Genomic DNA, 23,093 nt, shown 5'->3' on the forward strand with positions numbered 1-23,093 from the left:
TCAGGGCGCCGTCGGCAGCTCGTGCTCGTAGGCGAACACCACGAGCTGCACACGGTCGCGCAACCCGAGCTTGGCGAGGATGCGGCTCACGTGGGTCTTGACCGTCGCCTCCGACAGGAACTCGGATGCCGCGATCTCGCCGTTGCTGAGCCCCCGGGCCGCGAGTGCGAAGATCTCGCGTTCGCGAGGCGTCAGCTCCGACCAGGCGGCGGGCGCCGGCCGCCGGCCGCTCCCCCGGCCCACGTGGGCGAAGAGCGCGCGCGTCGCGGCCGCAGCGATCACCTGGTTGCCCTGGTGCACCGTGCGGATCGCCGCGAGCAGGAACTCGGGGTCCGCATCCTTCAGCACGAAGCCGCTCGCACCGGCGCGAATGGCCCTCGCCGCGTTCTCGTCGAGGTCGAAGGTCGTGAGCACGACGATGCGTGGCGGAGCCACTCCGTCACGATCGGCGGCGGCGACGATCTGCTCGGTCGCCGCGATGCCGTCCTGCACGGGCATCCGCACGTCCATGAGCACCACATCGGGTCGTTCACGGCGCGCGAGCTCGACGGCGGCGCCGCCATCGCTCGCCTCGCCCACGACCTCGAGGTCGGGCTGCGACTCGATGAGCATGCGCACACCGGCTCGGAACAGCGCCTGGTCATCGACGAGCGCGACGCGGATGCCGCTCATGCCGGGCGACCCGTCTGCGCCGGAATCCTCGCGGTCACGCGGAACATGGCGTCTGCGCCGGCCTCAACGAGCAGCGTGCCGCCGGCGAGCTGTGCCCGCTCACGCATGCCCGGGATGCCGTGCCGGAAGGCATGGGACTCGGGCGCAGGGGCATCCGCTCGCCTGGCGTTCACGAGCGAGACCGTGACGCCGTCGGCGTCCCAGTCCAGCCCGAGGTGCACGGGTGCGCTGACGTCGCCATGGCGAAGTGCATTCGTGAGGCCTTCCTGTGCGATGCGGTAGACCGCGATCTGGTGACCGGTGCCGAGCGCCAGGCGCTGCCCCGTCTCGGTGAAGCGGAGGTCGAGGCCGGCCGCACGCACCTGGTCGAGCAGGCCGCCGAGGTCGTCGAGCACGGGTTGCGGCGCCCCCGCCTCGTCATGACGGAGTTCGGCGAGGAGCAGGCGCACATCGCCGAGCGCGCCGCGAGCGACGCCGGCGATCGTGCCGAGCGCGTCGACGGCTGCTTCGGGCCGGGTGGGCGCGGCGAATCGGGCGCCGTCGGCCTGCGCGATGACGACGGCGAGCGAATGCGCCACGACATCGTGCATGTCTCGTGCGATGCGATTGCGCTCCTGCTCGACGATGTAGCGGTACTCGACGAGTTCGCGCTCGCGGTTCGCGGTCTCCTCACGGCGACGCACCTCACGGGTGTCGCGCACGGAGCGGACGAGGAGCCCTGCCGTCCAGGAGAGCACGAGCACCGCGATCGAGGCGACGAACAGCACGAGCGTCAGGATGACCATGCTGACGGTGTCCTGCGGACCGACGAACCCGGCATTGTCGATGAGCGGTTTGGCGACGGCGAGGTAGCCGGTCGCGAACAGCGCGCCGACGCCGGCCGAGACGAGGCCCAGCCACTTGACGACTCGACCGCCGTGCGCCGCGGTCGAGTACAGCACCCCGATCACCGCGACGTCGTACAGCTGCAGGTCCCGCAGCCACAGCATCTGCACGAGCGCGCCGCCCCAGGCGAGTCCGAGCGACCAGGCGGGCCATGCGCGGCGCACCGCGAGAGCGGCGGAGAACGCGAGCAGCGCGACGATGTCGGCCCACTCGCCGAGCACGGCGAACGGCATGCACACGAACCCGAACACGACGGCGAGCACGATGTCGGTCGTGAGCTTCGCGCGGCTGATGGTCATGGGCACCGATCCACCGTACGCGCTCGGGCGACCGCCGACCTCAGCGGGCGCGCGGAATCATCCTCGAGTCGTACACGGCGACGACCGGGACGACCGCCGCGCCCGGCCCCGTCGCACGCCTCAGAACCCGAGGCGACCGAGCTGCTTCGGGTCGCGCTGCCATTCCTTCGCGACCTTCACGTGCAGCGCGAGGTGCACCTTGCGGCCGAGCAGCCCCTCGATCTGGGCGCGGGCGGTCGTGCCGACCTCGCGCAGTCGCGATCCACCCTTGCCGATGATGATGCCCTTCTGGCTGTCGCGCTCGACGTAGAGGTTCGCGTAGATCTCGAGCAGGTCCTTGTCTTCGCGCTCGACCATGTCGTCGACCGTCACCGCGATCGAGTGCGGCAGCTCGTCGGAGACGCCCTCGAGGGCCGCTTCGCGGATGAACTCGGCGATGCGCTCGCTCGTGTTCTCATCGGTCAACGTCTCGGCCGGGTAGAGCGGCTGGTCGGACTCGGGCAGCAACGACAGCAGTTCGTCGACGAGCACGTCGAGCTGGTCGTCCTGCGGCGCGGAGACCGGGATGATCGCCGCCCACTCGCGGAGCTCCGACACGGCGAGCAGGTGCTCCGCGATCTTCGACTTCGACGCGGCATCCGTCTTCGTGACGATCGCGACCTTCTTGGCCCGCGGATACTGGTCGAGCTGCTCGTTGATGTAGCGGTCGCCCGGGCCGATCGGCTCGTTCGCCGGCACGCAGAACGCGATCACGTCGACGTCGCCGAGGGTCGACTGCACGAGGGCGTTGAGGCGTTCGCCGAGCAGCGTGCGCGGGCGATGCAGACCCGGCGTGTCGACGAGGATGATCTGGCCGTGCTCGCGGTGCACGATGCCGCGGATGGCGCGGCGCGTCGTCTGCGGCTTCGAGCTCGTGATCGCGACCTTCTCGCCGACGAGGGCGTTGGTGAGCGTCGACTTGCCGACGTTCGGCCGCCCGACGAACGAGACGAATCCGGCATGATACTCAGCCACGGGAGTTCCTTCCTTCGGTGTCGCTCGACTCGAACGCGCTCTGCACGTCGATGAGCGCCTGGTCGCGCTCGACGAGGATCGTCGAGATGCGCTTGCGTCTGCCTTCGGTGCGCTCGGCCTCGAGCACGAGCCCCGAGACCGTGACCCGCTCGCCGGGCTGGGCGAGACGCCCGAGCTCCTTCGCGAGCAGGCCGCCCACCGAGTCGACGTCGTCGTCTTCGATGTCGAGTCCGAAGAGCTCGCCGAGTTCGTCGATCGGCAGGCGCGCGTTCACGCGGAAGCGCCCGCCTCCGAGGTCTTCGACCTGCGCGGCCTCTCGGTCGTACTCGTCGGCGATGTCGCCCACGAGCTCCTCGATGACGTCTTCGAGGGTGACCAGGCCGGCGATGCCGCCGTATTCGTCGACCACCATCGCGAGGTGGTTCGATTCGAGCTGCATCTGCCGCAGCAGTGCGTCGGCCTTCATCGACTCGGGCACGAACAGCGCCGGGCGCACGAGTTCGCCGACCGTGAGCCCCTCGGCGTCGAGCGGGCGCTCGAATCCGAGTCGCGCAAGATCACGCAGGTACAGCACGCCGGTCACGTCGTCGGCGTCGCGCTCGACCACGGGGATGCGCGAGTACCCCTCTTTCAGGAACACCGCCATCGCGTGCGGCAGGTGCGCGGCCGCCTCGATGGTGACCATGTCGGTGCGCGGCACCATGACCTCGCGCACGACGGTGTCGTTGAACTCGAAGATCGAGTGGATGAGCTCGCGGTCGCCCTCCTCGAGCACGTCGAGCTCGGTGGCCTCGTCGACCATGCTGAGCAGCTGCTCTTCGCTCGAGACCCCGGTGAAGCGGATGCGGCCGGGCGTCACGCGGTTGCCGAGCGAGACGAGCGCGCCGGCGAGCGGGCCGAGCAGCACGCGCAGGAAGTGCACGAGCGGGGCGGTGAGCCGCAGCACGATCGCGGCGTTCACCCGGCCGACGCTGCGAGGGCTCGCACCCACGAGCACGAACGAGACGGCGGTCATGATGAGTGCCGAGTACAGCAGCACGAGCCACACGTTGTCGAGGAACGAGGCGAAGGCCAGGGTCACGAGCACCGCTGCGGTCGTCTCGGCGATGATGCGCACGAAGTTCACCGCGTTGACGTGCGCCCCCGTGTCTTCGGCGATCGCGAGGAGCGACCGCCGAGCGCGCGACTCGAGCGCGAGCTCCGTCACGTCGGCGCGGGAGGTCGACGCGATCGCCGAGTCGACGGCGGCCATGAGGCCGCCGAACGCGACGAGCACGAAGGCCGCGCCGAGGAAGAGCCAGGGCTGCATGTCAGCGGCGCCGCTCCTGCATGGAGAATCCGACGAGGATGTCGCGCTGCACGCCGAACATCTCCTTCTCCTCCGCCGGCTCGGCGTGGTCGAAGCCGAGCAGGTGCAGGATGCCGTGGGTCGTCAGCAGCAGCAGTTCGTCGATGAGCGGATGCCCCGCCGCCCGCGCCTGCGCCTCGGCGACCTGCGGGCACAGCACGATGTCGCCGAGCAGCCCTGCCGGGGTCGGCGCGTCGTCGGTGCCGGGACGCAGCTCGTCCATCGGGAAGCTCAGCACGTCGGTCGGGCCGGGCTCGTCCATCCACTGCACGTGCAACTGCTCCATGGCGCCCTCGTCGACGAGCACGATGGCGATCTCGGCGTCGGGGTGCACGTGCATCGCGTCGAGGGCGTACACGGCGAGCCGCTGGATGGCGGCCTCGTCGACCTCGATCGCGGACTCGTTGTTGATCTCGATGCTCATGCCTTGCCCTTCCTCGGCAGGTGGTCGCGGGGGCCGGCGCTACGCCGTTCGGCGCGATTGGCGAACTCTCGCGCCTGGTCGCGCTCGAATCGCTGCGCCTGCTGGCGCTGGTCGTGCTCGGTGTAGGCGTCGACGATGCGGCCGACGAGCGTGTGCCGCACGACGTCGTCGCTCGTGAGGCGCACGAACTCGATGTCGTCGACGTGGTCGAGGATGCGGGTGACGAGCTTCAAGCCGCTCGCGCCGGCCGGAAGATCGACTTGCGTGATGTCGCCGGTGACCACCATCTTCGATCCGAAGCCGAGTCGCGTGAGGAACATCTTCATCTGCTCGGGCGAGGTGTTCTGCGCCTCGTCGAGCACGACGAACGAGTCGTTCAGCGTGCGGCCGCGCATGTAGGCGAGCGGCGCGACCTCGATGGTGCCCGAGGCGAGGAGCTTCGGCACGAGCTCGGGGTCCATCATCTCGTTGAGCGCGTCGTAGAGCGGCCGCAGGTACGGGTCGATCTTGTCGGTGAGCGTGCCGGGCAGGAAGCCCAGTCGCTCGCCCGCTTCGACCGCGGGGCGCGTCAGGATGATGCGGCTGACCTCCTTGCGCTGGAGCGCCTGCACGGCCTTGGCCATCGCGAGGTAGGTCTTGCCGGTGCCGGCGGGGCCGATGCCGAACACGATGGTGTGCTCGTCGATCGCGTCGACGTAGCGACGCTGGCCCTCGGTCTTCGGCCGGATGGTCTTGCCGCGGCTCGAGACGATGACCTGCCCGAGCAGTTCGGACGGCTTGGCATTGGAATCGGCGTCGAGCATACGGGCCGAGCTCCTCACTTCTGTGGGTGTGGGGTCCTGCCCGGCGCGCACGAGCTCGAGCAATTCTTCGATGAGTCGGCGCACGTGCATGCGCCCGTCGGCGTCGCCCCGGATCGCGATCTCGTTGCCGCGCACGTGCACCTGCACGCCGGGGTACTCGCGCTGCACCTGCGTCAGCAGCCGGTCCTGCGGGCCGAGGAGTCGCACCATGGCGATTCCGTCGATGGTGAGTCGCTCCTCGTCGGCCGTTGCGGCCTCCGCCGGTGAGCGGTCGGCAGCGGCGCGGTCGCCGATCGGATCAGACTCCGGCAAGCGTGTCCTCCTCGAGACCGCCGGCCGAGCCGGCGGTGGCCAGCACGTGCGCGTGCACGTGGAAGATCGTCTGACCCGCGGCGGCCCCGGTGTTGAAGACGAGGCGGAACTGGCCGTGGGCGAGCTCGTCGGCCACGCCGTGCGCGACCTCGACGAGTTCGGCGAGGAGGCCGGGGTCGCCGGCTGCGAGCTCGACGACGTCGCGGTAGTCGCCCGACTTGGGCGTCACGACGACGTGCACCGGCGCCTTCGGCGCGATGTCGTGGAACGCGATGACGCGGTCGGTCTCTGCGACCACGCGCGCGGGGATCTCACGGGCGGCGATGCGCTCGAAGAGGGTCGGTTCTGCGCGGGACTCGGTCATGACTCCATCGTAGCGACGGATGCCTCACCACCGCCCGAGCGAGGCGTTCAGCACCGCGATCGCCGCCGGCCCGGCGGTCGAGGTGCGGAGCACGGGTGCGCCGAGCCGCACGGGCTCTGCACCGGCGGCGACGAGGCGCTCGATCTCGGCCGGCGCGATGCCGCCCTCGGGGCCGACGACGAGTGCGAGATCGCGCCCGTCAGGTCGGATGTCGGTGAGCAGCGCCGTCGCGGTCGGCTCGAGCAGCAGCATCCGCTGGCCCTCGAGTCGCTCGGCGAGCTGCCCTGTCGTCGTGACCGGCGCGACGGCCGGCAGCCAGGCCCGGATCGACTGCTTGACCGCTTCGCGCACGATGGTCGCCCAGCGCTGACGGCCCTTCTCGGCCTTCGGACCCTCCCAGCGGGAGACCGAGCGGCTCGCCGCCCACGGCACGATCGCGTCGACGCCGAGCTCGGTCGCGGCCTGCACGGCGAGTTCGTCGCGGTCGCCCTTCGCGAGCGCCTGCACCAGGGTGATGCGCGGTGATGCGGCCTCTTCGACGAGCACCTCGTCGACCTCGAGCTCGAGCTCGCGGGCGCCGGTGGACGCCACGGCGCCGTGCACGAGGGTGCCGCGTCCGTCGCCGATCGCGATGCGCTCACCCGCGCGCACGCGCGAGACGGTGACCGCGTGGCGGGCCTCGTCGCCAGTGAGCGCAACGGTCGAGCCGGGCGCGACGGCGGAGAGATCGAGCGACTCGTCGAGGTAGAGGTGGCTCACCGAAGCATCCGCCTAACCGAGGAACCGGTCGCGCAGTCGGGCGAAGATGCCCTGCTGGAAGTGACTGAGCTCGGGCGCGGGCGCCTTCTTCGATGCGGCGAACTGCTGCATGAGGTCGCGCTCCTTCGACGAGAGCTTGGTCGGCGTCACCACCTGGATGCCGACCTTGAGGTCGCCGCGGCCGGCACCGCGCAGGCGCGAGACGCCTCGGTCCTTCACGGTGAGGATCTCGCCGCTCTGGAGGCCGGGCTTGAGATCGACGTCGACGTCGCCGTCGAGTGCGGCGACCTTCGCGTGCGTGCCGAGGATCGCGTCGGTCATCGAGACCTCGAGAGTGCACAGGAGGTCGTCGCCGTTGCGGCTGAAGACGTCGTGGTTCTTGACCTTGATCTCGAGGTAGAGGTCGCCGTTCGGGCCGCCGGCCGGGCCGGCCTCGCCGGAGCCCGGCATCTGCAGGCGCACGCCCGTGTCGACGCCGGCGGGGATGTCGACGGGCACGGTGCGGCGGGCGCGAACGCGCCCCTGACCCTGGCAGGTCACGCAGGGCGTCGCGATGACGGTGCCGTAGCCGCGGCAGGTGCCGCAGGGGCTCGAGGTCATGACGTTGCCGAGGAGCGAGCGCACCGAGCGCTGGATCGAGCCGGTGCCGTGGCAGATGTCGCAGGTGACGGGCGAGGTGCCCGGCTGGCAGCACGAGCCGTGACACGTCTCGCAGGTCACCGCGGTGTCGACCTCGATGTCGCGGTGCGTGCCGAAGATGACCTCGTCGAGACCGACCTCGACGCGCAGCAGCGCGTCTTGACCGCGCTCACGACGCGACCGCGGACCGCGGCTCTGCTGGCCTGCCCCGAAGAAGGTCTCGAAGATGTCGCCGAAGCCGCCGAAGTTCTGGCCGCCGCCGAAGCCGCCCTGGTCGCCGAGGTCGTACTGCTGGCGCTGCTTCGGGTCGGAGAGCACGTCGTACGCGTGCGTGACCGACTTGAAGCGCTCGGATGCCTCGGCGCCCGGGTTGACGTCGGGGTGGAGTTCGCGCGCGAGACGGCGGTAGGCCTTCTTGATCTCGTCGGGGGTTGCGTCGTGGGAGACGCCGAGGACCTCGTAGTGGTCGGCCACGGAGGGCTTGTCCTTTCGATTGCCGGATGCCGGTCGCGAGCGACGGGCGGCGGGTTCAGTTCTCGCCGAGCGTTCGGGAGAGGTAACGGGCGACGGCGCGTACGGCCGCCATGCTGTGGGAGTAGTCCATGCGGGTGGGGCCGACGATGCCGAGGCGCGAGATGTCGCGGCCCGGGATCGCGAAGGCGCTCGAGACGACCGAGGTCTCGCCAAGGCCGAACGAGGCGTTCTCGCGCCCGATGCGCACCGTCACGGCGTGCTCGTCGGTCGCCATCTCGCCGAAGAGCTTCAGCAGTACCACCTGCTCTTCGATGGCCTCGATCACGCCGAGGATCGAGCCGGCGAAGTCCTGCTCGGTGCGCACGAGGTTCGCCGCTCCGGCGACCACGAGGCGATCCTGGCGCTGGGCGCGCGCCTGCTCGGCGAGCGTCACGGCGAGCGTGTGCAGCACCGCCGCGTGGCGCGGGTCGACGTTGTCGATCTCGCCCGACAGCGCGTCCGCGGCATCCGCCATCGCCCGGCCTCCGGCGATGTCGTTCAGTCGCACGCGGAGGTCGCCGAGCGTCTGCTCGTCGACGGGCTCCTCGAGTTCGGCGAGACGCTGCTCGACCTGCCCGGAGTCGGTGATGAGGATGCAGAGCACCCGCTCGGGGGCGAGCGCGATGAGCTCGACGTGGCGCACGCGCGCACTGCCGAAGCTCGGGTACTGCACGACCGCGAGCTGGTTGGTGAGCTGGGCGATGAGTCGCACCGTGCGTGCGAGCAGTTCGTCGAGATCGCTCGATTCGCCGAGGAACGTCTCGATCGCCTGCCGCTGTGCGCCGCTCAGCGGACGCACGTCGGTGAGCTGATCGACGAAGACCCGGTAGCCCTTGTCGGTCGGGATGCGGCCCGACGACGTGTGCGGCGCCGCGATCAGCTCCTCTTCTTCGAGCAGTGCCATGTCGTTGCGGATCGTCGCGGCGGAGACGCCGAAGGCGTGCCGTTCGACGATCGACTTCGAGCCGACGGGTTCGCGGGACGCGACGTAGTCCTGCACGATCGCTCGCAGAACTGCGAGGCTGCGTTCGGAGACCATGACCCTCGCTTCCCTCCATCGCTTAGCACTCGTTCTGAGTGAGTGCTAATCATATCGCGCCATACCGTGACGCGGCCGTTGCCAGCCGCGAGGCGCGGCGCTAGCTTATGGGTATCCCCCGCGAGTCACCCCCTTTGCAGCGATGCCCCGTCGCGCGAGATGCGGTTCATCTGAGAGCCCTCCGAAAGGCACACGCCATGACCGATTCCAACACCCCGACCCCCGATCCCGACGCCCAGCCGACCCCGCCGCCCGCCGCCCCCCAGGGCGCGCCCGCAGGCGCGCAGCCGGCCGCGGCTGCGCCCCTCTCGCAGGAGCAGGACGTGCAGTGGGGCGCCTTCGCCCACCTCGGCGGCGTGGTCGGGTTCCTCCCGGCGCTCATCATCTGGCTCGTCTTCAAGGACCGCGGCCCGTTCACGAACACCGAGGCGAAAGAGGCGCTGAACTTCCAGATCACGATCCTCATCGCCTACATCGTGGGCTCGATCCTCACGGTCATCCTCATCGGCGTCTTCCTCGTCTGGGCCGCTTGGATCGTGAGCGTCGTGTTCTCGATCATCGCCTTCCTGAAGGCGAAGGACGGCCAGCACTACCGCTACCCGTTCGCCATCCGCCTCATCAAGTAGCCGGTCGGCATCGAGCGCGCCGGGGCGAGGTCTTACCCGGCGCGCTCGGCTGTGCCAGCATGAGAGTGCCTCGAACTTCGCCCATCGGGCGACGAGACCGAACCTCGCCTCACGGCGAGCCGACCAAGGAGACATCATGTCCGGTGCAACCCCGCCTCCCCCGCCTCCCGGCAACCCCTACGAGCAGCCGAGCCAGCAGCTCAGCCCGGCCGATGAGAAGCTCTGGGCGACGCTCGTGCACATCGGCGGCATCTTCTTCAGCTTCATCCCCGCCCTGATCGGCTACCTGGTGCTAAAGGACAAGGGTCCGTTCGTGCGCGAGCACACCGCGACCGCCCTGAACTTCCAGATCACCATGGCGATCGCCGCCGTCGTGAGCTCGTTCCTCGCGCTCATCATCATCGGGTTCTTCCTGCTCGCGGCGATCAGCGTGCTGATCATCGTCTTCAGCATCATCGCCGCGGTGAAGGCGAACCAGGGCCAGCCCTACACCTACCCGCTCTCGATCAAGTTCGTGAGCTGAGCTCCGACGAATCGTCGAGCAGACGCCGCACCACGGCGTCGGCGAGCAGCCGCCCTCTCCTGGTGAGTGTCACCACTCCCGAGAGGGCGGCTTTCGCGTCCACCAGGCCGTCTGCCATGAGGCCGGCGACCGCATGACGACCCCCCGCATGCAGTGAGGCGACCGGGATGCCCTCGCGGATGCGAGTGAGCAGCAGCACGCGCTCGACCTCGCGGGTCGGGCCGTCGAGCGTCTCTCGGCCCACCGCGGGTGAGACCCCCGCGGTGACCCGGTCGGCGTACGCCGAGGGGTGCTTCGCGTTCCACCAGCGCACGCCGCCGACGTGGCTGTGCGCACCGGGGCCCACGCCCCACCAGTCGTCGCCGCGCCAGTAGCCGAGGTTGTGCCGTGATCGATGCGAGGCGTCGGTCGCCCAGTTGCTGACCTCGTACCACTCGTAGCCCGCCGCGGCGAGCAGGTCGTCGGCCAACTCGTACATGTCGGCCTCGAGGTCGTCGTCGGGCTGCGCGAGCTCGCCGCGCCGGATCTGCCTGGCCAGTTTCGTGCCCTCTTCGACGATGAGCGCGTAGGCGCTCACGTGGTCGGGTTTCTCGGCGACGACGGCTTCGACACTGCGGCGCCAGTCGTCGATCGACTCCCCCGGCGTGCCGTAGATCAGGTCGAGGCTGACGTCGAGCCCCGCCTCGCGCGCCCAGCGCACGACGAGCGGCACCCGTGCCGGGTCGTGCGTGCGGTCGAGTGCGGCGAGCACGTGCGGCACGGCCGACTGCATGCCGAACGAGACGCGCGTGAACCCGCCCTCGGCGAGACGCACGAGGTCTTCGGGGCCGACCGAGTCGGGGTTCGCCTCGGTCGTGACCTCGGCTCCCGATTCGAACCCGAACTCGTCGCGAACGGCCCCGAGCATGCGCACGAGGTCGTCGGCCGGCAGCAGGGTCGGCGTGCCGCCGCCGAAGAAGACGGTCGACGCAGGACGAGCGGGCACGGCGGATGCCTCGAGCATCTGCCGCGACATCCGGACCTCGGCGATCGCGTGGTCGGCGTAGTCGACCTGACGCGCGCCTCGGAGCTCGTCGGAGGTGTAGGTGTTGAAGTCGCAGTACCCGCAGCGCACCCGGCAGAACGGCACGTGCACGTACACGCCGAAGGCGCGGTCGTCGGCGCCGAGGGCGGCAGACGAGGGCAGGAGCCCGTCAGCAGGCGCCGGGTCGCCGAGCGGCAGAGCGGATGCCACGACTAGACGCCGCCGGCGGGGTGCAGCGCCCGCAGTTCGAGACGCGTGAGCTCGCGGCGGCGCTTGCGCTGCATCGGCGCCGTGACGCCCGACGTCGCGAAGATCGATCGGATCGTGAGCCACACGGTGTCGTCGTCGCGGTGCTCGACGATGAAGGACTCCTCGCCGCTCTCGGCGCCTGCACCGGTCGTGCCGTAGGCGAATCCGATGCGTTCGGGCTCGTCGATCACGTAGACGATGAGCACGGGGATCTGCTCGGTGCCGATCCGCTTCTTGCGCTCGAGCGTCGCCGTCATGCCAGCGGCGATGTAGGGCATGCCGTCGGCACCGAACCGCTCCTCGATGCGCGGGGCAGGCTGCTCGGCGAGCGGCGCGCCCTCGGTGTCGTAGACGATGCCCGGATACTGGGCGCCGGTGCCCGTCGAGATGTCGACGATCTCGAAGCCGGAGCCGCGCTGGATGCCCCACGTCATGAGCGACTCGGCGGCGCGCTCGAAGCGCTCGATGCCCGATCCGAGGCGAACCGCGTCTTCGGACGGGCGGTAGCCTGCCGGCGGATAGCGCAGCAGATCGGGGGCGAGGGTCGCCCCGATGGCGCCGTACGTGACCGACTGGTCGGTGAAGGTGCTTCGGCGGGTCATCCGTGGGCCTTTCCTGTGGTGCGGCGCCTGCCGGGCGCGCGCGTCTGATGCGATTGAGGCTCGACAGGCATCAGTCGATTCTACGGAGGTCGCCTGTGTCCGCACTGGTGATGACGACTCATCGCCGAGTGCTCAGCGTTCGACGACAGCTGATTCGAGCAGTGAGAGGGTCGCGGCATCCGCGTCGAGTTGGGCGCGAACGCCGAGCGGCAACGGCAGGTTCGGCGGAGTGTGGCCGATCTCGAGATTCGCGAGCACCGGGATGTCGCGGTCGCCGAGCACGTCGAGCACGATCTCGCGCAGCCCGGGACCGCCTTCGGTGACCTCGATGTCGGCGACGGGTCCGACCAGCATGCCTGCGATGCGATCGAGGATGCCGGCGTGGCGGAGCACGTGCAGATCGTTCCAGACCGCCGACGTGGCGGTGCCGACCTCCTCCCAGAAGAGGATGGCGCCGTCGAAGCGTTCGGGCGGCAGCGCGAACGGCGTCGCCTGCAGGCGCACGAGACGGTTGAGCAGGCCGCCGAGGAGCGGCCCGACCGCACGGCCGCCGTGCCAGCGTTCCCATTCGCCGTCGGACGGCAGCATGCCGACCGGTGACGTGCTCGTGAGCAGACGGGTCGACACGTCGGCGAGTTCCTGCCGCCGATCGGCGCCGGCCTCCTGCCATTCGCCGTACCCGAAGGTCACGAGATCGCCGTGCACGCCCACGAGACCCGTGCGGGAGTGCAGCGCGAGCAGCACGGCATCGATGTCGCTGAACCCGATGACCGGCTTCGGGTCGGCCTCGACGGCCGCGTAGTCGATCAGGTCGAGGTAGCCGAGCGTCATGCGACCGCCCGAGAGCGCGAAGATCGCGCGCACCTCAGGGTCGTGGAGCAGGCGGTTGAATTCCCCCGCGAGCTCGGCGGGCTGGGCCGCGCCCCACCACCAGTGACGCCCGATCTCGACGAGCGGCGAGATCTGCACGACGAAGCCGAGTCCCTCGAGTTCGGCGATGCCGCGTCTGAAGAGCGCCTCCTCGTCGGCGTCGAGGCCGCCTGAGAGCGCCGCCACGGCGACGGTGTCGCCTTGTTGCAACGCGCGCGGACGCAGCATCCGGACCATGCTCTGCCCCTTTCGGGGTGGACGCGACCGCCCGATGCAGCTCGTGCGTTCCACCCGCCGACGGCGACCACGCTAGCGCTCGGCGCCCTCGGCGTCGATGACTCGGGCCGAGGTCTTCGAGAATGGAGGCATGGCAGACACCACTCCTCGCATCGCCAGCTCAGGCCTCAGCCACGTGACCTTCATCGTCACCGACCTCGACCGCATGGAGACGATCCTCACGCGCGTGCTCGGAGCGGTGCGCGTGTACGACAGCGGCGCCGAGACGTTCTCGCTCTCGGAGGAGCGGTTCTTCCTCATCGGCGATGAGCCGACCGCGACCTGGGTCGCGATCATGCAGGGCGACGGTGAGCTGCCGCGCTCGTACAACCACGTCGCGTTCCAGGTCGACGCGAGTGCGCTCGACGAGCTGCGTCGCATCATCGATTCGCTCGGCCTCGAGCAGCGCCCGCCGCGCTCACGGGTGCAGGGCGAGGGCGAGTCGATCTACTTCTCCGACGACGACGCGCATCTCTTCGAGCTGCACACCGGCTCGCTTCGCGAGCGGCTCAGCGCATACGCACCGACGACGCCTCGGACGTAGAACCCGAAGGCTACTTCTTGTCCTTCTTCTCGACGTCTCCGCTGAGCGCGGCGATGAACGCCTCTTGGGGGACCTCGACGCGACCGACCATCTTCATGCGCTTCTTGCCCTCCTTCTGCTTCTCGAGGAGCTTGCGCTTGCGGCTGATGTCACCGCCGTAGCACTTGGCCAGAACGTCTTTTCGCATCGCGCGGATCGACTCGCGCGCGATGATGCGGGCGCCGATCGCGGCCTGGATGGGCACCTCGAACTGCTGGCGCGGAATGAGCTCCCGCAGGCGCCCGGTCATGAGCACGCCGTAGGCGTAGGCCTTGTCGCGGTGCACGATCGCGCTGAACGCGTCGACCTGCTCGCCCTGCAGCAGGATGTCGACCTTCACGAGGTCGGCTGCCTGGTCGCCCGTGGGCTCGTAGTCGAGCGAGGCGTAGCCGGCGGTCTTGGACTTCAGCTGGTCGAAGAAGTCGAAGACGATCTCGCCGAGCGGCATGTTGTAGCGGATCTCGACCCGGTCTTCACCGAGGTACTCCATGCCGATGAGCGAACCACGGCGCGACTGGCAGAGCTCCATGATCGTGCCCACATAGTCTTTCGGTGCGAGGATCGCGGCGCGCACCATGGGCTCGCGCACCTCGACGATCTTCGCCCCGGTCGGGAACTCGCTCGGGTTCGTGACCGTGACGGTCTTCTTGTCTTCGGTCGTCACCTCGTAGATCACCGACGGCGCGGTGGCGATGAGGTCGAGCCCGAACTCGCGCTCGAGGCGCTCGGTCACGATCTCGAGGTGCAGCAGGCCGAGGAAGCCGCAGCGGAACCCGAAGCCGAGTGCGACGGAGGTCTCGGGCTCGTAGACGAGCGCGGCATCCGACAGCTTCAGCTTGTCGAGCGCCTCGCGGAGCTCGGGGTAGTCGCTGCCGTCGATCGGGTAGAGACCCGAGAAGACCATCGGCAGCGGCTCGGTGTACCCGGGCAGCGCTTCGGTCGCCGGCTTCGCGGCGGTCGTGACCGTGTCGCCGACCTTCGACTGGCGCACGTCTTTCACGCCGGTGATCAGGTAGCCGACCTCGCCGATGCCGAGACCCTTCGACGGAGTCGGCTCGGGCGCGCTCACGCCGATCTCGAGGATCTCGTGCGTCGCCCTCGTCGACATCATCTGGATGCGCTCGCGCGGCTTCAGGTGGCCGTCGATCATGCGCACGTAGGTGACGACGCCGCGGTAGCTGTCGTAGACGGAGTCGAAGATCATCGCGCGCGCCGGGGCATCCGCATCGCCGACCGGAGCCGGAATGCGCTCGACGACACGGTCGAGCAGCGCTTCGACGCCGACGCCGGTCTTGCCCGAGACCTTGAGCACGTCGTCGGGCGAACCGCCGATGAGGTCGGCGAGCTCCTTCGCGTACTTCTCGGGCTCGGCGGCCGGAAGGTCGATCTTGTTCAGCACCGGGATGATCTCGAGGTCGTTCTCGAGGGCCAGGTAGAGGTTCGCGAGCGTCTGGGCCTCGATGCCCTGCGCCGCGTCGACGAGGAGGATCGCTCCTTCGCAGGCCGCGAGCGAACGGGAGACCTCGTAGCTGAAGTCGACGTGACCCGGCGTGTCGATCATGTTCAGCGCGTACGAGGCGCCCTCGACCTGCCACGGCATACGCACGGCCTGGCTCTTGATCGTGATGCCGCGCTCGCGCTCGATGTCCATGCGATCGAGGTACTGAGCACGCATGTCTCGATCGCTCACGACGCCGGTGATACCGAGCATGCGGTCGGCGAGCGTCGACTTGCCGTGGTCGATGTGCGCGATGATGCAGAAGTTGCGGATCAGCGCGGGGTCGGTGGCAGCAGGCACCGGCGGGTTCGTGGCTCTCGGGGACATCCTGACGATTCTCCCATGACTTCGCTTCAGACTTTCGACGGATGCCTCGTGGCACGCCCCCGGGCTACGCTCAGAGCATCATGGCGGTCATCGAGATCCCGAGCGAACGCGTCGCTCCATCGGCCCTGCGGCCGGTCTTCACGGCGCTGCGACTCGGCCTGCACGTGCTCGTCATCGGCCTCACGCTGTTCGTGGTCGTGCGCGCACTCCTCGACGACGCGCCCCATGAGATCGGGCTCACGGTGCTCGCCGTCGCATTCCTCGCCTGCTACGGCGCTGGGATCGCGGCTGCCCACCGCAACCTGCCCACCTGGGCGCGGGTGATCTGGCTCGTGAGCCTCCTCGTGCTGTGGGTCGGCATGTCGGCCATGACCCCCGACGCGGCGTTCCTCGCGTTCCCGCTCTTCTTCCTCGAGTTGCATGTGCTCGCGGCACCGATCGCGGTGCCGCTCGTCGTCGTGACCTTCGGCCTGTCGGTCTGGGGCACGGCGTCGCACCTCGGATTCGAGGTCGGCTCGATCCTCGGCCCGCTGATCAGCGCGGGCGTCGCGATCGTGATCGGTCTCGGCTATCGCGCCATGGCGCAGGAGACGCAGGAGCGCCAGGCGCTGATCCTCGACCTCATGGCGACTCGTGAGGAGCTCGCGGCGGCCAGCCGCGAAGCGGGCACCCTCGCCGAGCGCGAACGCCTCGCGAAGGAGATCCACGACACCGTCGCGCAGGGCCTGTCGAGCATCCAGATGCTGCTGCACGCCGCGGAGCGCGACGTCGCCGACGAACCCACGCAGCAGAAGCTGCGACTCGCCCGCGAGACCGCCGCCCAGAACCTCGGCGAGACGCGCCGCTTCATCCGCGAGCTCGCTCCGCCCTCGCTCGACGCGCAGACCCTGCCGTCGGCGCTCCGGCGACTCACCGAGTCGACCACCGAGCAGTCGATGCAGTCCGGCACGCCGCTCCGGGTCGAGTTCTCCACGAGCGGTGAGCCCGTGATGCTGTCGATGGCGGCTGACGCCGCCCTCCTCCGCATCGCGCAGGGGTCGCTCGCGAACGTGCTGCAGCACGCCGGCGCCGCCCACGCGTCGGTCACGCTCAGCTACCTCGGTGACGAGATCGCACTCGACGTCGTCGACGACGGGGTCGGGTTCCGCACTTCCGAGGCAGAACGCGTCGACGGCGAGCCGGGCGACGCGGGCACCGGCGGATTCGGCCTTCGCGCCATCCGCCAGCGCGCTGCGGCCCTCGGCGGCAGCGTCGACATCGAGTCGACGCCCGGCGACGGCACGGCGATCTCCGTCCGCATCCCGGTGGTGAAGCCATGATCCGCATCCTCCTCAGCGACGACCATCCCGTCGTGCGCGCCGGCATCCGCGCGATGCTCGAGAGCGAACCCGATCTCGAGGTCATCGGCGAGGCCACGACGGCCGAAGACGCGGTGCGGCTGGCCGAGACATCCGCCGTCGACCTCGTGCTCATGGACCTGCAGTACCCGGGCGCGATGCAGGGCGCCGAGGCGACCCGGCGCATCCGCTCGCAGCTGGGATCACCCCGAGTGCTCGTGCTGACGAACTACGACACCGACGCCGACATCCTGGGCGCGATCGAGGCCGGGGCGAGCGGCTACCTGCTGAAGGATGCCCCGCCCGCCGAGCTCATCGCCGCCGTGCACGCCGCGGCGGTCGGCGACGCCGCGCTCGCCCCCGGCGTCTCGTCGCGACTCGACGCGTCGCTCGCCAGCAGCGAACGGCTGACGGTGCGTGAGGCCGAGGTGCTCTCGCTCGTGGCCGAAGGCCGCACGAATCGCGAGATCGGCCGCGCCCTCTTCCTCAGCGAGGCGACCGTCAAGTCGCACCTCGTGCACATCTTCACGAAGCTCGGGGTCGGTTCGCGTACTGCCGCAGTCGCCAGGGCGCGCGAACTGGGTGCGATCAGGGCGGGCTGACGGATGCCTCGCGCTCGCGTCGTGCTCGTGCACGGACTCCGCACCTCATCGTCGATGTGGCGCAGGCAGCTCGAGCTCCTCGGAGCGCACGACCTCGACGTCGTCGCCATCGACCTGCCGGGGCACGGCCGCCGGATCGGCGAACCATTCACGGTCGAGGCGGCGCTGCAGACGATCGACGCAGCACTGAACCCTGCTGTCGGTGCAGACGAGGCCGCCGATCATTCGACACCGCGACTGCTCGTCGGACTGAGCCTCGGCGGCTACCTCGGGATCGAGTTCGCTGCGCGAAAACCCGATCGGCTCGACGGGCTCGTGGCGGCGTCGTGCAGCACGCGGCCGCGGGGCGCGCCGCTCGGCGGGTACCGACGGCTCTCGGCGCTCATCGGGCGGATGCCCGACCGCGGGCGGGGTCTCAACGACGCCATGGCCCGGCTCTTCCTCTCCCCCGAGGCCGTCGACGACGTGCTCGCGGGCGGCGTCGCCCTCGACGTCATGGCGCCCGCGCTCGAGGCCGTCGGCGAGCTCGACCCCGTCGTATCCCTCGCGGCGATCGACCTGCCCGTCTGGCTCGTGAACGGGCGTTTCGACCATTTCCGATTCGAGGAGCGCCGGATGCTGCGCGCCACCCGCGACGGGCACCTCGCCATCATTCCCGGCGCAACGCACCTCGTGAGCCTCATCCGACCCGACGATTTCGCCGCAATCGTGCTCGGCGCCGTCGCCGAGCTCGATCGCCGCGCCGCGGCCGGGCGCCGGCGTCGCAGCCCGGCTGGCGCGCCGTCGGAAGGGTCGCCGAGTTTCCCCGGGCAACTCGCAGGCGCGAACGTTGGTGACGTACCCGCATAGCTGGTATCGTTGCCTGTTGGCTTGCGTGTGGGTCCCACCCCGCACGATTCGCCGGTGAGGCCCCTCTACCTTTCCCGGCACATCCGGTACCCGCACAAGAACGAAAGACGAACTCCACGTGGCAAACATCAAGTCGCAGATCAAGCGCAACCGCACGAACCTCAAGGCGCAGGAGCGCAACAAGGCCGTCAAGAGCGAGCTGAAGACCGTCATCCGCACTGCGAAGGACGCGATCTCCACGGGCGACAAGGAGAAGGCGACGACCGCCCTCCGTGCCGCGACGCGCAAGCTCGACAAGGCTTCGAGCAAGGGCGTCATCCACAAGAACCAGGCCGCGAACCGCAAGTCGGCTCTCGCGAAGCAGGTCGCAGCGCTCTGACGCGAACACGCACTCGATGAAGGCCCCGGCACGGATGTGTCGGGGCCTTCGTCATGCCCGAGGTCATCCATCGACGCGTGCACGACGCCGCGAACTCGCGCACCGAGGTAGGAGCCGTGCGCAGGAGGAGCGGTCGCTCGAACGGCGCGTTCGTCAGGCGCGACCGCGCGAGGAGATGACGCCGACGAGTCGTTCGAGGGCGAACACCGGATCGCGTTCGGCGCCCTTGACCGCGGCATCCGTCGCTGCGAGTGCTTCGATCGCCCGGCCGAGGCCCTCGTCGGTCCAACCGGCGAGATCGCGTCGCGCTCGGTCGACCTGCCACGGTGCCAGGCCGAGCGAGCCGGCGAGCTGTGCGCCGCCGCCTCGAGTGCCAGACACTTTGGCCATCGTGCGCACCTTCATCGCGAACGCCGCGACCATGGGCACGGGGTCGGCACCGCTGTCGAGCGCATGCCGGAGCGCGATCAGCGCCTCGCCATGCCTGCCGGCGATCGCTGCGTCGGCCACCGCGAACGCGTTGGTCTCGACGCGGCCGCCGTAGTAGCGCGCAACAACGGCTTCGGTGATGTCGGATGGCGCGTCGGCGAGCAGCTGACGGCAGGCCGCGGAGAGTTCGCGCAGATCGTCGCTGAATGCGCCGACGAGAGCCCGCAATGCCCCAGGGCTGATCTTGCGGCCCGCCGTGCGGAACTCGGCCGCCGCGAAGTCCTGCTTCTCGGCGTCCTTCTTCAATTCGGCGCAGACGACCTCGATGCCACCTCCGCCACCGCCGCGAATCGCGTCGAGGAGCTTCTTGCCGCGCACGCCGTTGCGGTGGCGGAGTACGAGAGTCGTGGACTCGGCCGTCTGCGAGAGGTAGTCGAGCGCGTCGAGCAGGAAGTCGTCGCTCGCGCGTTCGACACCGCTGACGCGGATGAGGCGCGGCTCGCCGAACAACGAGGGACTCGCGAGCGTCATGAGCTCGCCTCGCCGGTAGCCGTCGGCTTCGAGATCGCTCACTTCAAGGGCCGGGTCTTCGGAGCGCAGGAAGTCGCGCAACATCGTGATCGACCGCTCGGCGAGCACGTCTTCAGCACCCGTGACGAGCACCACCGGTGCCGGCCGGATCGCGTGCCATGCGAGTTGCGGGATCGCCGCCTTCGCCTTGGGCGATGCCCCTGAGCGCGATGCGCCTGTGCGCGATGCCACCGCACCTCCCGTTCGTCACAACGAGTCTACGGGCCGCCGGCGACACCGGCGGAGTCGCGCTCGGTCCAGAGCTCGAAGCCGCCGGCTTCAGCGGTCAACAGCGCGGCGCCCGACTGATCGGTGCGCACCACCGCCGTGCCGTTCGCACGCAGCAGGTCGAGGAGCCGGTCCGTCGGGTGGCCGTAACCGTTGTCGGCGCCCACTCCGATGACCCCGACCGTTGCAGCGAGCTCGTCGTAGAGACGCTCGCTCTGGTCGGCTGAACCGTGATGCGCGACCTTCACGAGATCGACCGGGCCGAGCGTCGCGGACCGCAGCACCCGGGCCTGCGCCTCCTCACCGAGGTCGCCGAGGAAGAGGCCACGGTACTCGGGTGTCGAGACGTCGAGCACCACGCTGGCGTCGTTGCCCGGCGGCGCGTCTGGTCGAGGCCAGACCACGCGCCAGCGCGCGTCGCCGAGGTTGCCGCCGAAGCCGGCCACCACCTCGACCGGCTCAGCGCCCGCCGCGACGAGCGGATCCAGCGCACGCGTCGACCGGTCGCCGTCGAGCGGGCCATGGAGAACGGTCTCGACGAGACCGGCGACCGCCGGCACTCCCCCGACGTGATCGGCATCCCAGTGCGTCAGCACGAGCAGGTCGATGCGGGAGATGCCGAGCAGACCCAGGCAGCGCGAGAGCGCGGCAGGATCCGGCCCGGTGTCGATCAGCGCCGTCGCCTCGCCTGAGCGCACGAACACCGCGTCGCCCTGCCCGATGTCGCACGCGGCGACATCCCATTCGGTCGGCCGCGTCGCCGCGCCGATGAGCGGCCTGCCGGCGAAGAGTCCCACCGGCACGGCGATCGCCACGACGAGCACCGCTCCCGCGATGCCGCGGAGTCGCCGTCGACGCCGCGACCCCAGGAGGAGCCAGAGTGCGAGCGCCGTGCATGCCGCGAGCAGCAGCGCACCCGGGGCATCCGGCAGCCATTCGAGGCGGGCCGCAGGCATGGTCGACGAGGCCCGAGCGAGCAATGCGATCCACGAGGCGGGCAGCCACGCGAGCTGGAGGCACGCGAACCCGACCGAGGGCAGCACCGGCAGGAGCAGGCAGCCGATAAGCCCGACCACCGTGCCGATGGGCGCTGCAGGTGCCGCGAGCAGGTTCGCCGGCACACCGTAGAGGGCGAGCGCAGGGTCGAGCAGCACGAGCACCGGCTGGCAGGCCAACTGGGCGGCGAGCGGCACGCCGATGACGGCGGCGACAGGCAGCGGCATCCAGCGTGCGAGTGCGACGGTGAGCGGCCGGGCGAGCAACAGGAGCCCTGCCGTCGCGAACACCGACAGCGCGAACCCGTAGTCGCGGGCGTACCACGGGTCGGCCACCAGCAGCACGACGACCGCCAGTGAGAGCGCGGCGGAGCCGCCACCCGGCCGACCCGCTGCGACCGCCACGAGCACGACGACGGCCATCGTCGCTGCACGAACGACGCTCGCCTCGGGTGTGACGAGCACCACGAACCCGGCGAGAGCCGCAAGGGCGAGCACGACACGCAGCAGTCGAGGCAGGCCGAGCAGCGCGGCGAAGGCGAATGCCGCTGCGGTCACGATGGCGCAGTTCGCCCCCGAGACCGCCGTCAGATGGCTCAGCGACGACGCCTTCATGGCCGCGTCGAGGCCCTCGTCGACGGCACTCGTGTCGCCGATGGCGAGCCCGGGCACGAGCGCTCCGCCGTCGCCGCCGAGCGCGCCGGCGGTCTCGGCGAAGCCGGTGCGCAGGCCGACGGTCCACGCGAGCCACGGCGGTGGCAGCGAGACCGAACGGATGTCTCCCACCGGCGCCAACCGGAACGCCGACCCTTCATCGGCCGGCAATGCTGTGACACGAGCCGCGAACGTGACCCGGGCGCCGAGCTGCAGTTCACCCGCGGGCAGCGACAGCGCCGTCGTCACCGGTACCGCGTGCGCCGCGGCGTCGTCGATGACGACGAGTCTGCCCTCGACCCGGAGCGGCGGAGTGTCGCCCTCGGCGAACCAGTTCGAGCGCATCGCCCGCGGGGCGCCGGTGAGTTCGATCGTGACCTCGGGTGATCGATGGTCCTGGGCCGCGACGGCGAGTGGCGAGGACTCTCGCGTGCCGAGCCCGAGCGCCACGGAGCTCGCCACGAGGGCGCCGCCCGACACCACGACGAGCGCCGTCGCCGCCGCGCGAACGAACGGTGCGGCGACGGCGCCATCCCTGAGCGCCGCAGCCCGACGACGCTCGCGCAGCACTCCGATGACCGCGAGAACTGCAGCGAGGCACGCCGTCGCCCACAGCGCCCACGCGACGAGCGCTGCCCCTGAAGCGCCTCCGGGGATACCGATGGCGCACCACGCCACCGCCCACGCGGACATCGCGGGCAGGAGCAGGCGGAGGTCGCGCACTCAGAGCGCCACGAGCGGCTCGAGGCCCGCGAACACGGCGTCGCCGATGCCTGCGACGTCGAGCAGTTGGTCGACGGACGTGAACTGGCCGTTGGCGTCGCGCCAGTCGATGATGCGTTGCGCGAGCGCCGGTCCGATGCGCGGGAGCGTGTCGAGCTCGGTGAGGTCTGCGCTGTTCAGATGCACGAGGCCGTCAGCGGGTCCGGTACCGGGCACCGACGCACCCTCGGCAGCGGGCGGCGGCACCTGACCGACCACCGGCACCGCGAGCTGCTCGCCGTCGACGAGCGGACGCGCGAGATTCACCCCCGCCGGATCGGCGTCGGGTGCCAGACCTCCCGCCGCCGCGATGGCGTCGACGACCCGAGCACCCGCGTCGAGCTCGACGAGCCCGGGCCGCACCACGGCACCGAGTACGTGCACGAGCACCGACGGCGCACCCACGGTCGATGACGGGTCGGCCGAGGCATCCGCTCGGTCGCCGGATGCCTCGATGCGCGCCTGCTCGCCGCCCCCGCCTGCACCGAACGACATGAGCGCCGCGATCGCGACTGCGAGCACGAACAGCACCACGGCAGCGCCGACGCCGACCCGGATGCGTGGGCTCGCGCGGCGGGCGGAGGGATCGAGCACCGCCAACGGGTCGACGGCATCGCGAGCGGGCATGCCTGCACGGTA

At 70.2% G+C, this 23,093-nt stretch carries 24 protein-coding genes; 7 read left to right on the forward strand and 17 right to left on the reverse strand.

Annotation, left to right across the window (positions count from 1 at the left end; translation table 11 throughout):
* From JOE59_RS07185 to hrcA, 10 genes are all read right to left on the reverse strand, one after another.
* On the reverse strand, nt 1-672 hold the full coding sequence (locus JOE59_RS07185; protein ID WP_204459552.1) for a response regulator: 672 nt from the start codon (nt 670-672) through the stop codon (nt 1-3).
* Nucleotides 669-1,856, reverse strand: a complete 1,188-nt coding sequence (locus tag JOE59_RS07190) for a sensor histidine kinase (RefSeq protein ID WP_204459553.1) — start codon at nt 1,854-1,856, stop codon at nt 669-671. Before JOE59_RS07190 ends, JOE59_RS07185 begins: the two co-directional genes overlap by 4 nt.
* A gap of 120 nt (nt 1,857-1,976) precedes the next feature.
* On the reverse strand, nt 1,977-2,870 hold the full coding sequence (era, locus tag JOE59_RS07195; protein ID WP_204459554.1) for a GTPase Era: 894 nt from the start codon (nt 2,868-2,870) through the stop codon (nt 1,977-1,979).
* On the reverse strand, nt 2,863-4,179 hold the full coding sequence (locus tag JOE59_RS07200) for a hemolysin family protein (protein ID WP_204459555.1): 1,317 nt from the start codon (nt 4,177-4,179) through the stop codon (nt 2,863-2,865). The genes era and JOE59_RS07200 overlap by 8 nt, the downstream gene beginning before the upstream one ends.
* A 1-nt stretch (nt 4,180) precedes the next feature.
* Entirely contained in the window at nt 4,181-4,642 is a 462-nt protein-coding gene (gene ybeY, locus JOE59_RS07205; protein WP_179550002.1) for an rRNA maturation RNase YbeY, read from the reverse strand.
* Nucleotides 4,639-5,655, reverse strand: a complete 1,017-nt coding sequence (locus tag JOE59_RS07210) for a PhoH family protein (protein WP_204463292.1) — start codon at nt 5,653-5,655, stop codon at nt 4,639-4,641. The genes ybeY and JOE59_RS07210 overlap by 4 nt, the downstream gene beginning before the upstream one ends.
* A gap of 88 nt (nt 5,656-5,743) precedes the next feature.
* Nucleotides 5,744-6,121: an HIT domain-containing protein gene (locus JOE59_RS07215; RefSeq protein WP_204459556.1), complete on the reverse strand. Its 378-nt coding sequence runs from the start codon at nt 6,119-6,121 to the stop codon at nt 5,744-5,746.
* A gap of 24 nt (nt 6,122-6,145) precedes the next feature.
* Nucleotides 6,146-6,880 (reverse strand): 16S rRNA (uracil(1498)-N(3))-methyltransferase, encoded by a 735-nt coding sequence (locus tag JOE59_RS07220; RefSeq protein WP_204459557.1) that lies wholly within the window; start codon nt 6,878-6,880, stop codon nt 6,146-6,148.
* Nucleotides 6,881-6,892: 12 nt separating this feature from the next.
* Nucleotides 6,893-7,993 carry a molecular chaperone DnaJ gene (gene dnaJ / locus JOE59_RS07225; RefSeq protein WP_204459558.1) on the reverse strand — a complete coding sequence of 367 codons (1,101 nt, stop codon included), beginning with the start codon at nt 7,991-7,993 and terminating at the stop codon, nt 6,893-6,895.
* Between the two features lie 55 nt (nt 7,994-8,048).
* On the reverse strand, nt 8,049-9,071 hold the full coding sequence (gene hrcA / locus JOE59_RS07230; RefSeq protein ID WP_204459559.1) for a heat-inducible transcriptional repressor HrcA: 1,023 nt from the start codon (nt 9,069-9,071) through the stop codon (nt 8,049-8,051).
* Between the two features lie 197 nt (nt 9,072-9,268).
* Between hrcA and JOE59_RS07235 the strand changes: the two genes are divergently transcribed.
* Together JOE59_RS07235 and JOE59_RS07240 are read left to right on the forward strand one after the other, a co-directional pair.
* A complete protein-coding gene (locus JOE59_RS07235; RefSeq protein ID WP_204459560.1) occupies nt 9,269-9,697 on the forward strand; it encodes a DUF4870 domain-containing protein in 429 nt (142 codons plus the stop codon).
* A gap of 136 nt (nt 9,698-9,833) precedes the next feature.
* Nucleotides 9,834-10,220, forward strand: a complete 387-nt coding sequence (locus JOE59_RS07240; protein WP_204459561.1) for a DUF4870 domain-containing protein — start codon at nt 9,834-9,836, stop codon at nt 10,218-10,220.
* Here JOE59_RS07240 and hemW read toward each other — a convergent pair.
* The 3 genes from hemW to JOE59_RS07255 form a co-directional block, all read right to left on the reverse strand.
* On the reverse strand, nt 10,204-11,454 hold the full coding sequence (gene hemW, locus JOE59_RS07245) for a radical SAM family heme chaperone HemW (RefSeq protein ID WP_204459562.1): 1,251 nt from the start codon (nt 11,452-11,454) through the stop codon (nt 10,204-10,206). The genes JOE59_RS07240 and hemW overlap by 17 nt on opposite strands.
* Nucleotides 11,455-11,456: 2 nt before the next feature.
* A complete protein-coding gene (locus tag JOE59_RS07250) occupies nt 11,457-12,095 on the reverse strand; it encodes a DUF1990 domain-containing protein (RefSeq protein WP_204459563.1) in 639 nt (212 codons plus the stop codon).
* Nucleotides 12,096-12,227: 132 nt separating this feature from the next.
* Nucleotides 12,228-13,193 (reverse strand): S66 peptidase family protein, encoded by a 966-nt coding sequence (locus tag JOE59_RS07255; protein WP_204459564.1) that lies wholly within the window; start codon nt 13,191-13,193, stop codon nt 12,228-12,230.
* A gap of 139 nt (nt 13,194-13,332) precedes the next feature.
* Here JOE59_RS07255 and fosX point away from each other — a divergent pair, with 139 nt between their 5' ends.
* Nucleotides 13,333-13,785, forward strand: coding sequence for a FosX/FosE/FosI family fosfomycin resistance hydrolase (gene fosX / locus JOE59_RS07260; RefSeq protein ID WP_204459565.1), 453 nt, complete (start codon nt 13,333-13,335; stop codon nt 13,783-13,785).
* Nucleotides 13,786-13,795: 10 nt separating this feature from the next.
* On the opposite strand, the gene lepA is transcribed toward fosX, so the two are convergent.
* Nucleotides 13,796-15,649 (reverse strand): translation elongation factor 4, encoded by a 1,854-nt coding sequence (lepA, locus tag JOE59_RS07265; RefSeq protein ID WP_204459566.1) that lies wholly within the window; start codon nt 15,647-15,649, stop codon nt 13,796-13,798.
* A gap of 80 nt (nt 15,650-15,729) precedes the next feature.
* Here lepA and JOE59_RS07270 point away from each other — a divergent pair, with 80 nt between their 5' ends.
* The 4 genes from JOE59_RS07270 to rpsT all read left to right on the forward strand — a co-directional run bounded on the left by JOE59_RS07270 (nt 15,730) and on the right by rpsT (nt 18,816).
* Complete coding sequence (locus JOE59_RS07270) at nt 15,730-16,968, forward strand: sensor histidine kinase (protein WP_204459567.1); 1,239 nt, start codon at nt 15,730-15,732, stop codon at nt 16,966-16,968.
* Nucleotides 16,965-17,588, forward strand: a complete 624-nt coding sequence (locus tag JOE59_RS07275) for a response regulator (RefSeq protein WP_204459568.1) — start codon at nt 16,965-16,967, stop codon at nt 17,586-17,588. Before JOE59_RS07270 ends, JOE59_RS07275 begins: the two co-directional genes overlap by 4 nt.
* 3 nt (nt 17,589-17,591) lie before the next feature.
* Nucleotides 17,592-18,437 carry an alpha/beta fold hydrolase gene (locus JOE59_RS07280; protein ID WP_204459569.1) on the forward strand — a complete coding sequence of 282 codons (846 nt, stop codon included), beginning with the start codon at nt 17,592-17,594 and terminating at the stop codon, nt 18,435-18,437.
* Between the two features lie 118 nt (nt 18,438-18,555).
* Entirely contained in the window at nt 18,556-18,816 is a 261-nt protein-coding gene (gene rpsT, locus JOE59_RS07285) for a 30S ribosomal protein S20 (protein WP_074259221.1), read from the forward strand.
* Between the two features lie 153 nt (nt 18,817-18,969).
* Here the strand turns inward: rpsT and holA are convergent, their stop codons facing one another.
* From holA to JOE59_RS07300, 3 genes are read right to left on the reverse strand one after another with little or no spacing between them, the layout of a single operon-like run.
* A complete protein-coding gene (gene holA / locus JOE59_RS07290) occupies nt 18,970-20,007 on the reverse strand; it encodes a DNA polymerase III subunit delta (protein WP_204459570.1) in 1,038 nt (345 codons plus the stop codon).
* A 26-nt stretch (nt 20,008-20,033) separates the two neighbouring features.
* Nucleotides 20,034-22,415: a ComEC/Rec2 family competence protein gene (locus JOE59_RS07295; protein WP_307836990.1), complete on the reverse strand. Its 2,382-nt coding sequence runs from the start codon at nt 22,413-22,415 to the stop codon at nt 20,034-20,036.
* The gene (locus JOE59_RS07300; RefSeq protein WP_204459571.1) at nt 22,416-23,081 is read right to left on the reverse strand and encodes a ComEA family DNA-binding protein; all 666 of its coding nucleotides are present in this window, start codon (nt 23,079-23,081) and stop codon (nt 22,416-22,418) included.
* Between the last annotated feature and the right edge of the window lie 12 nt (nt 23,082-23,093).

Source organism: Agromyces cerinus, assembly GCF_016907835.1.
GTDB lineage: Bacteria > Actinomycetota > Actinomycetes > Actinomycetales > Microbacteriaceae > Agromyces > Agromyces nitratus.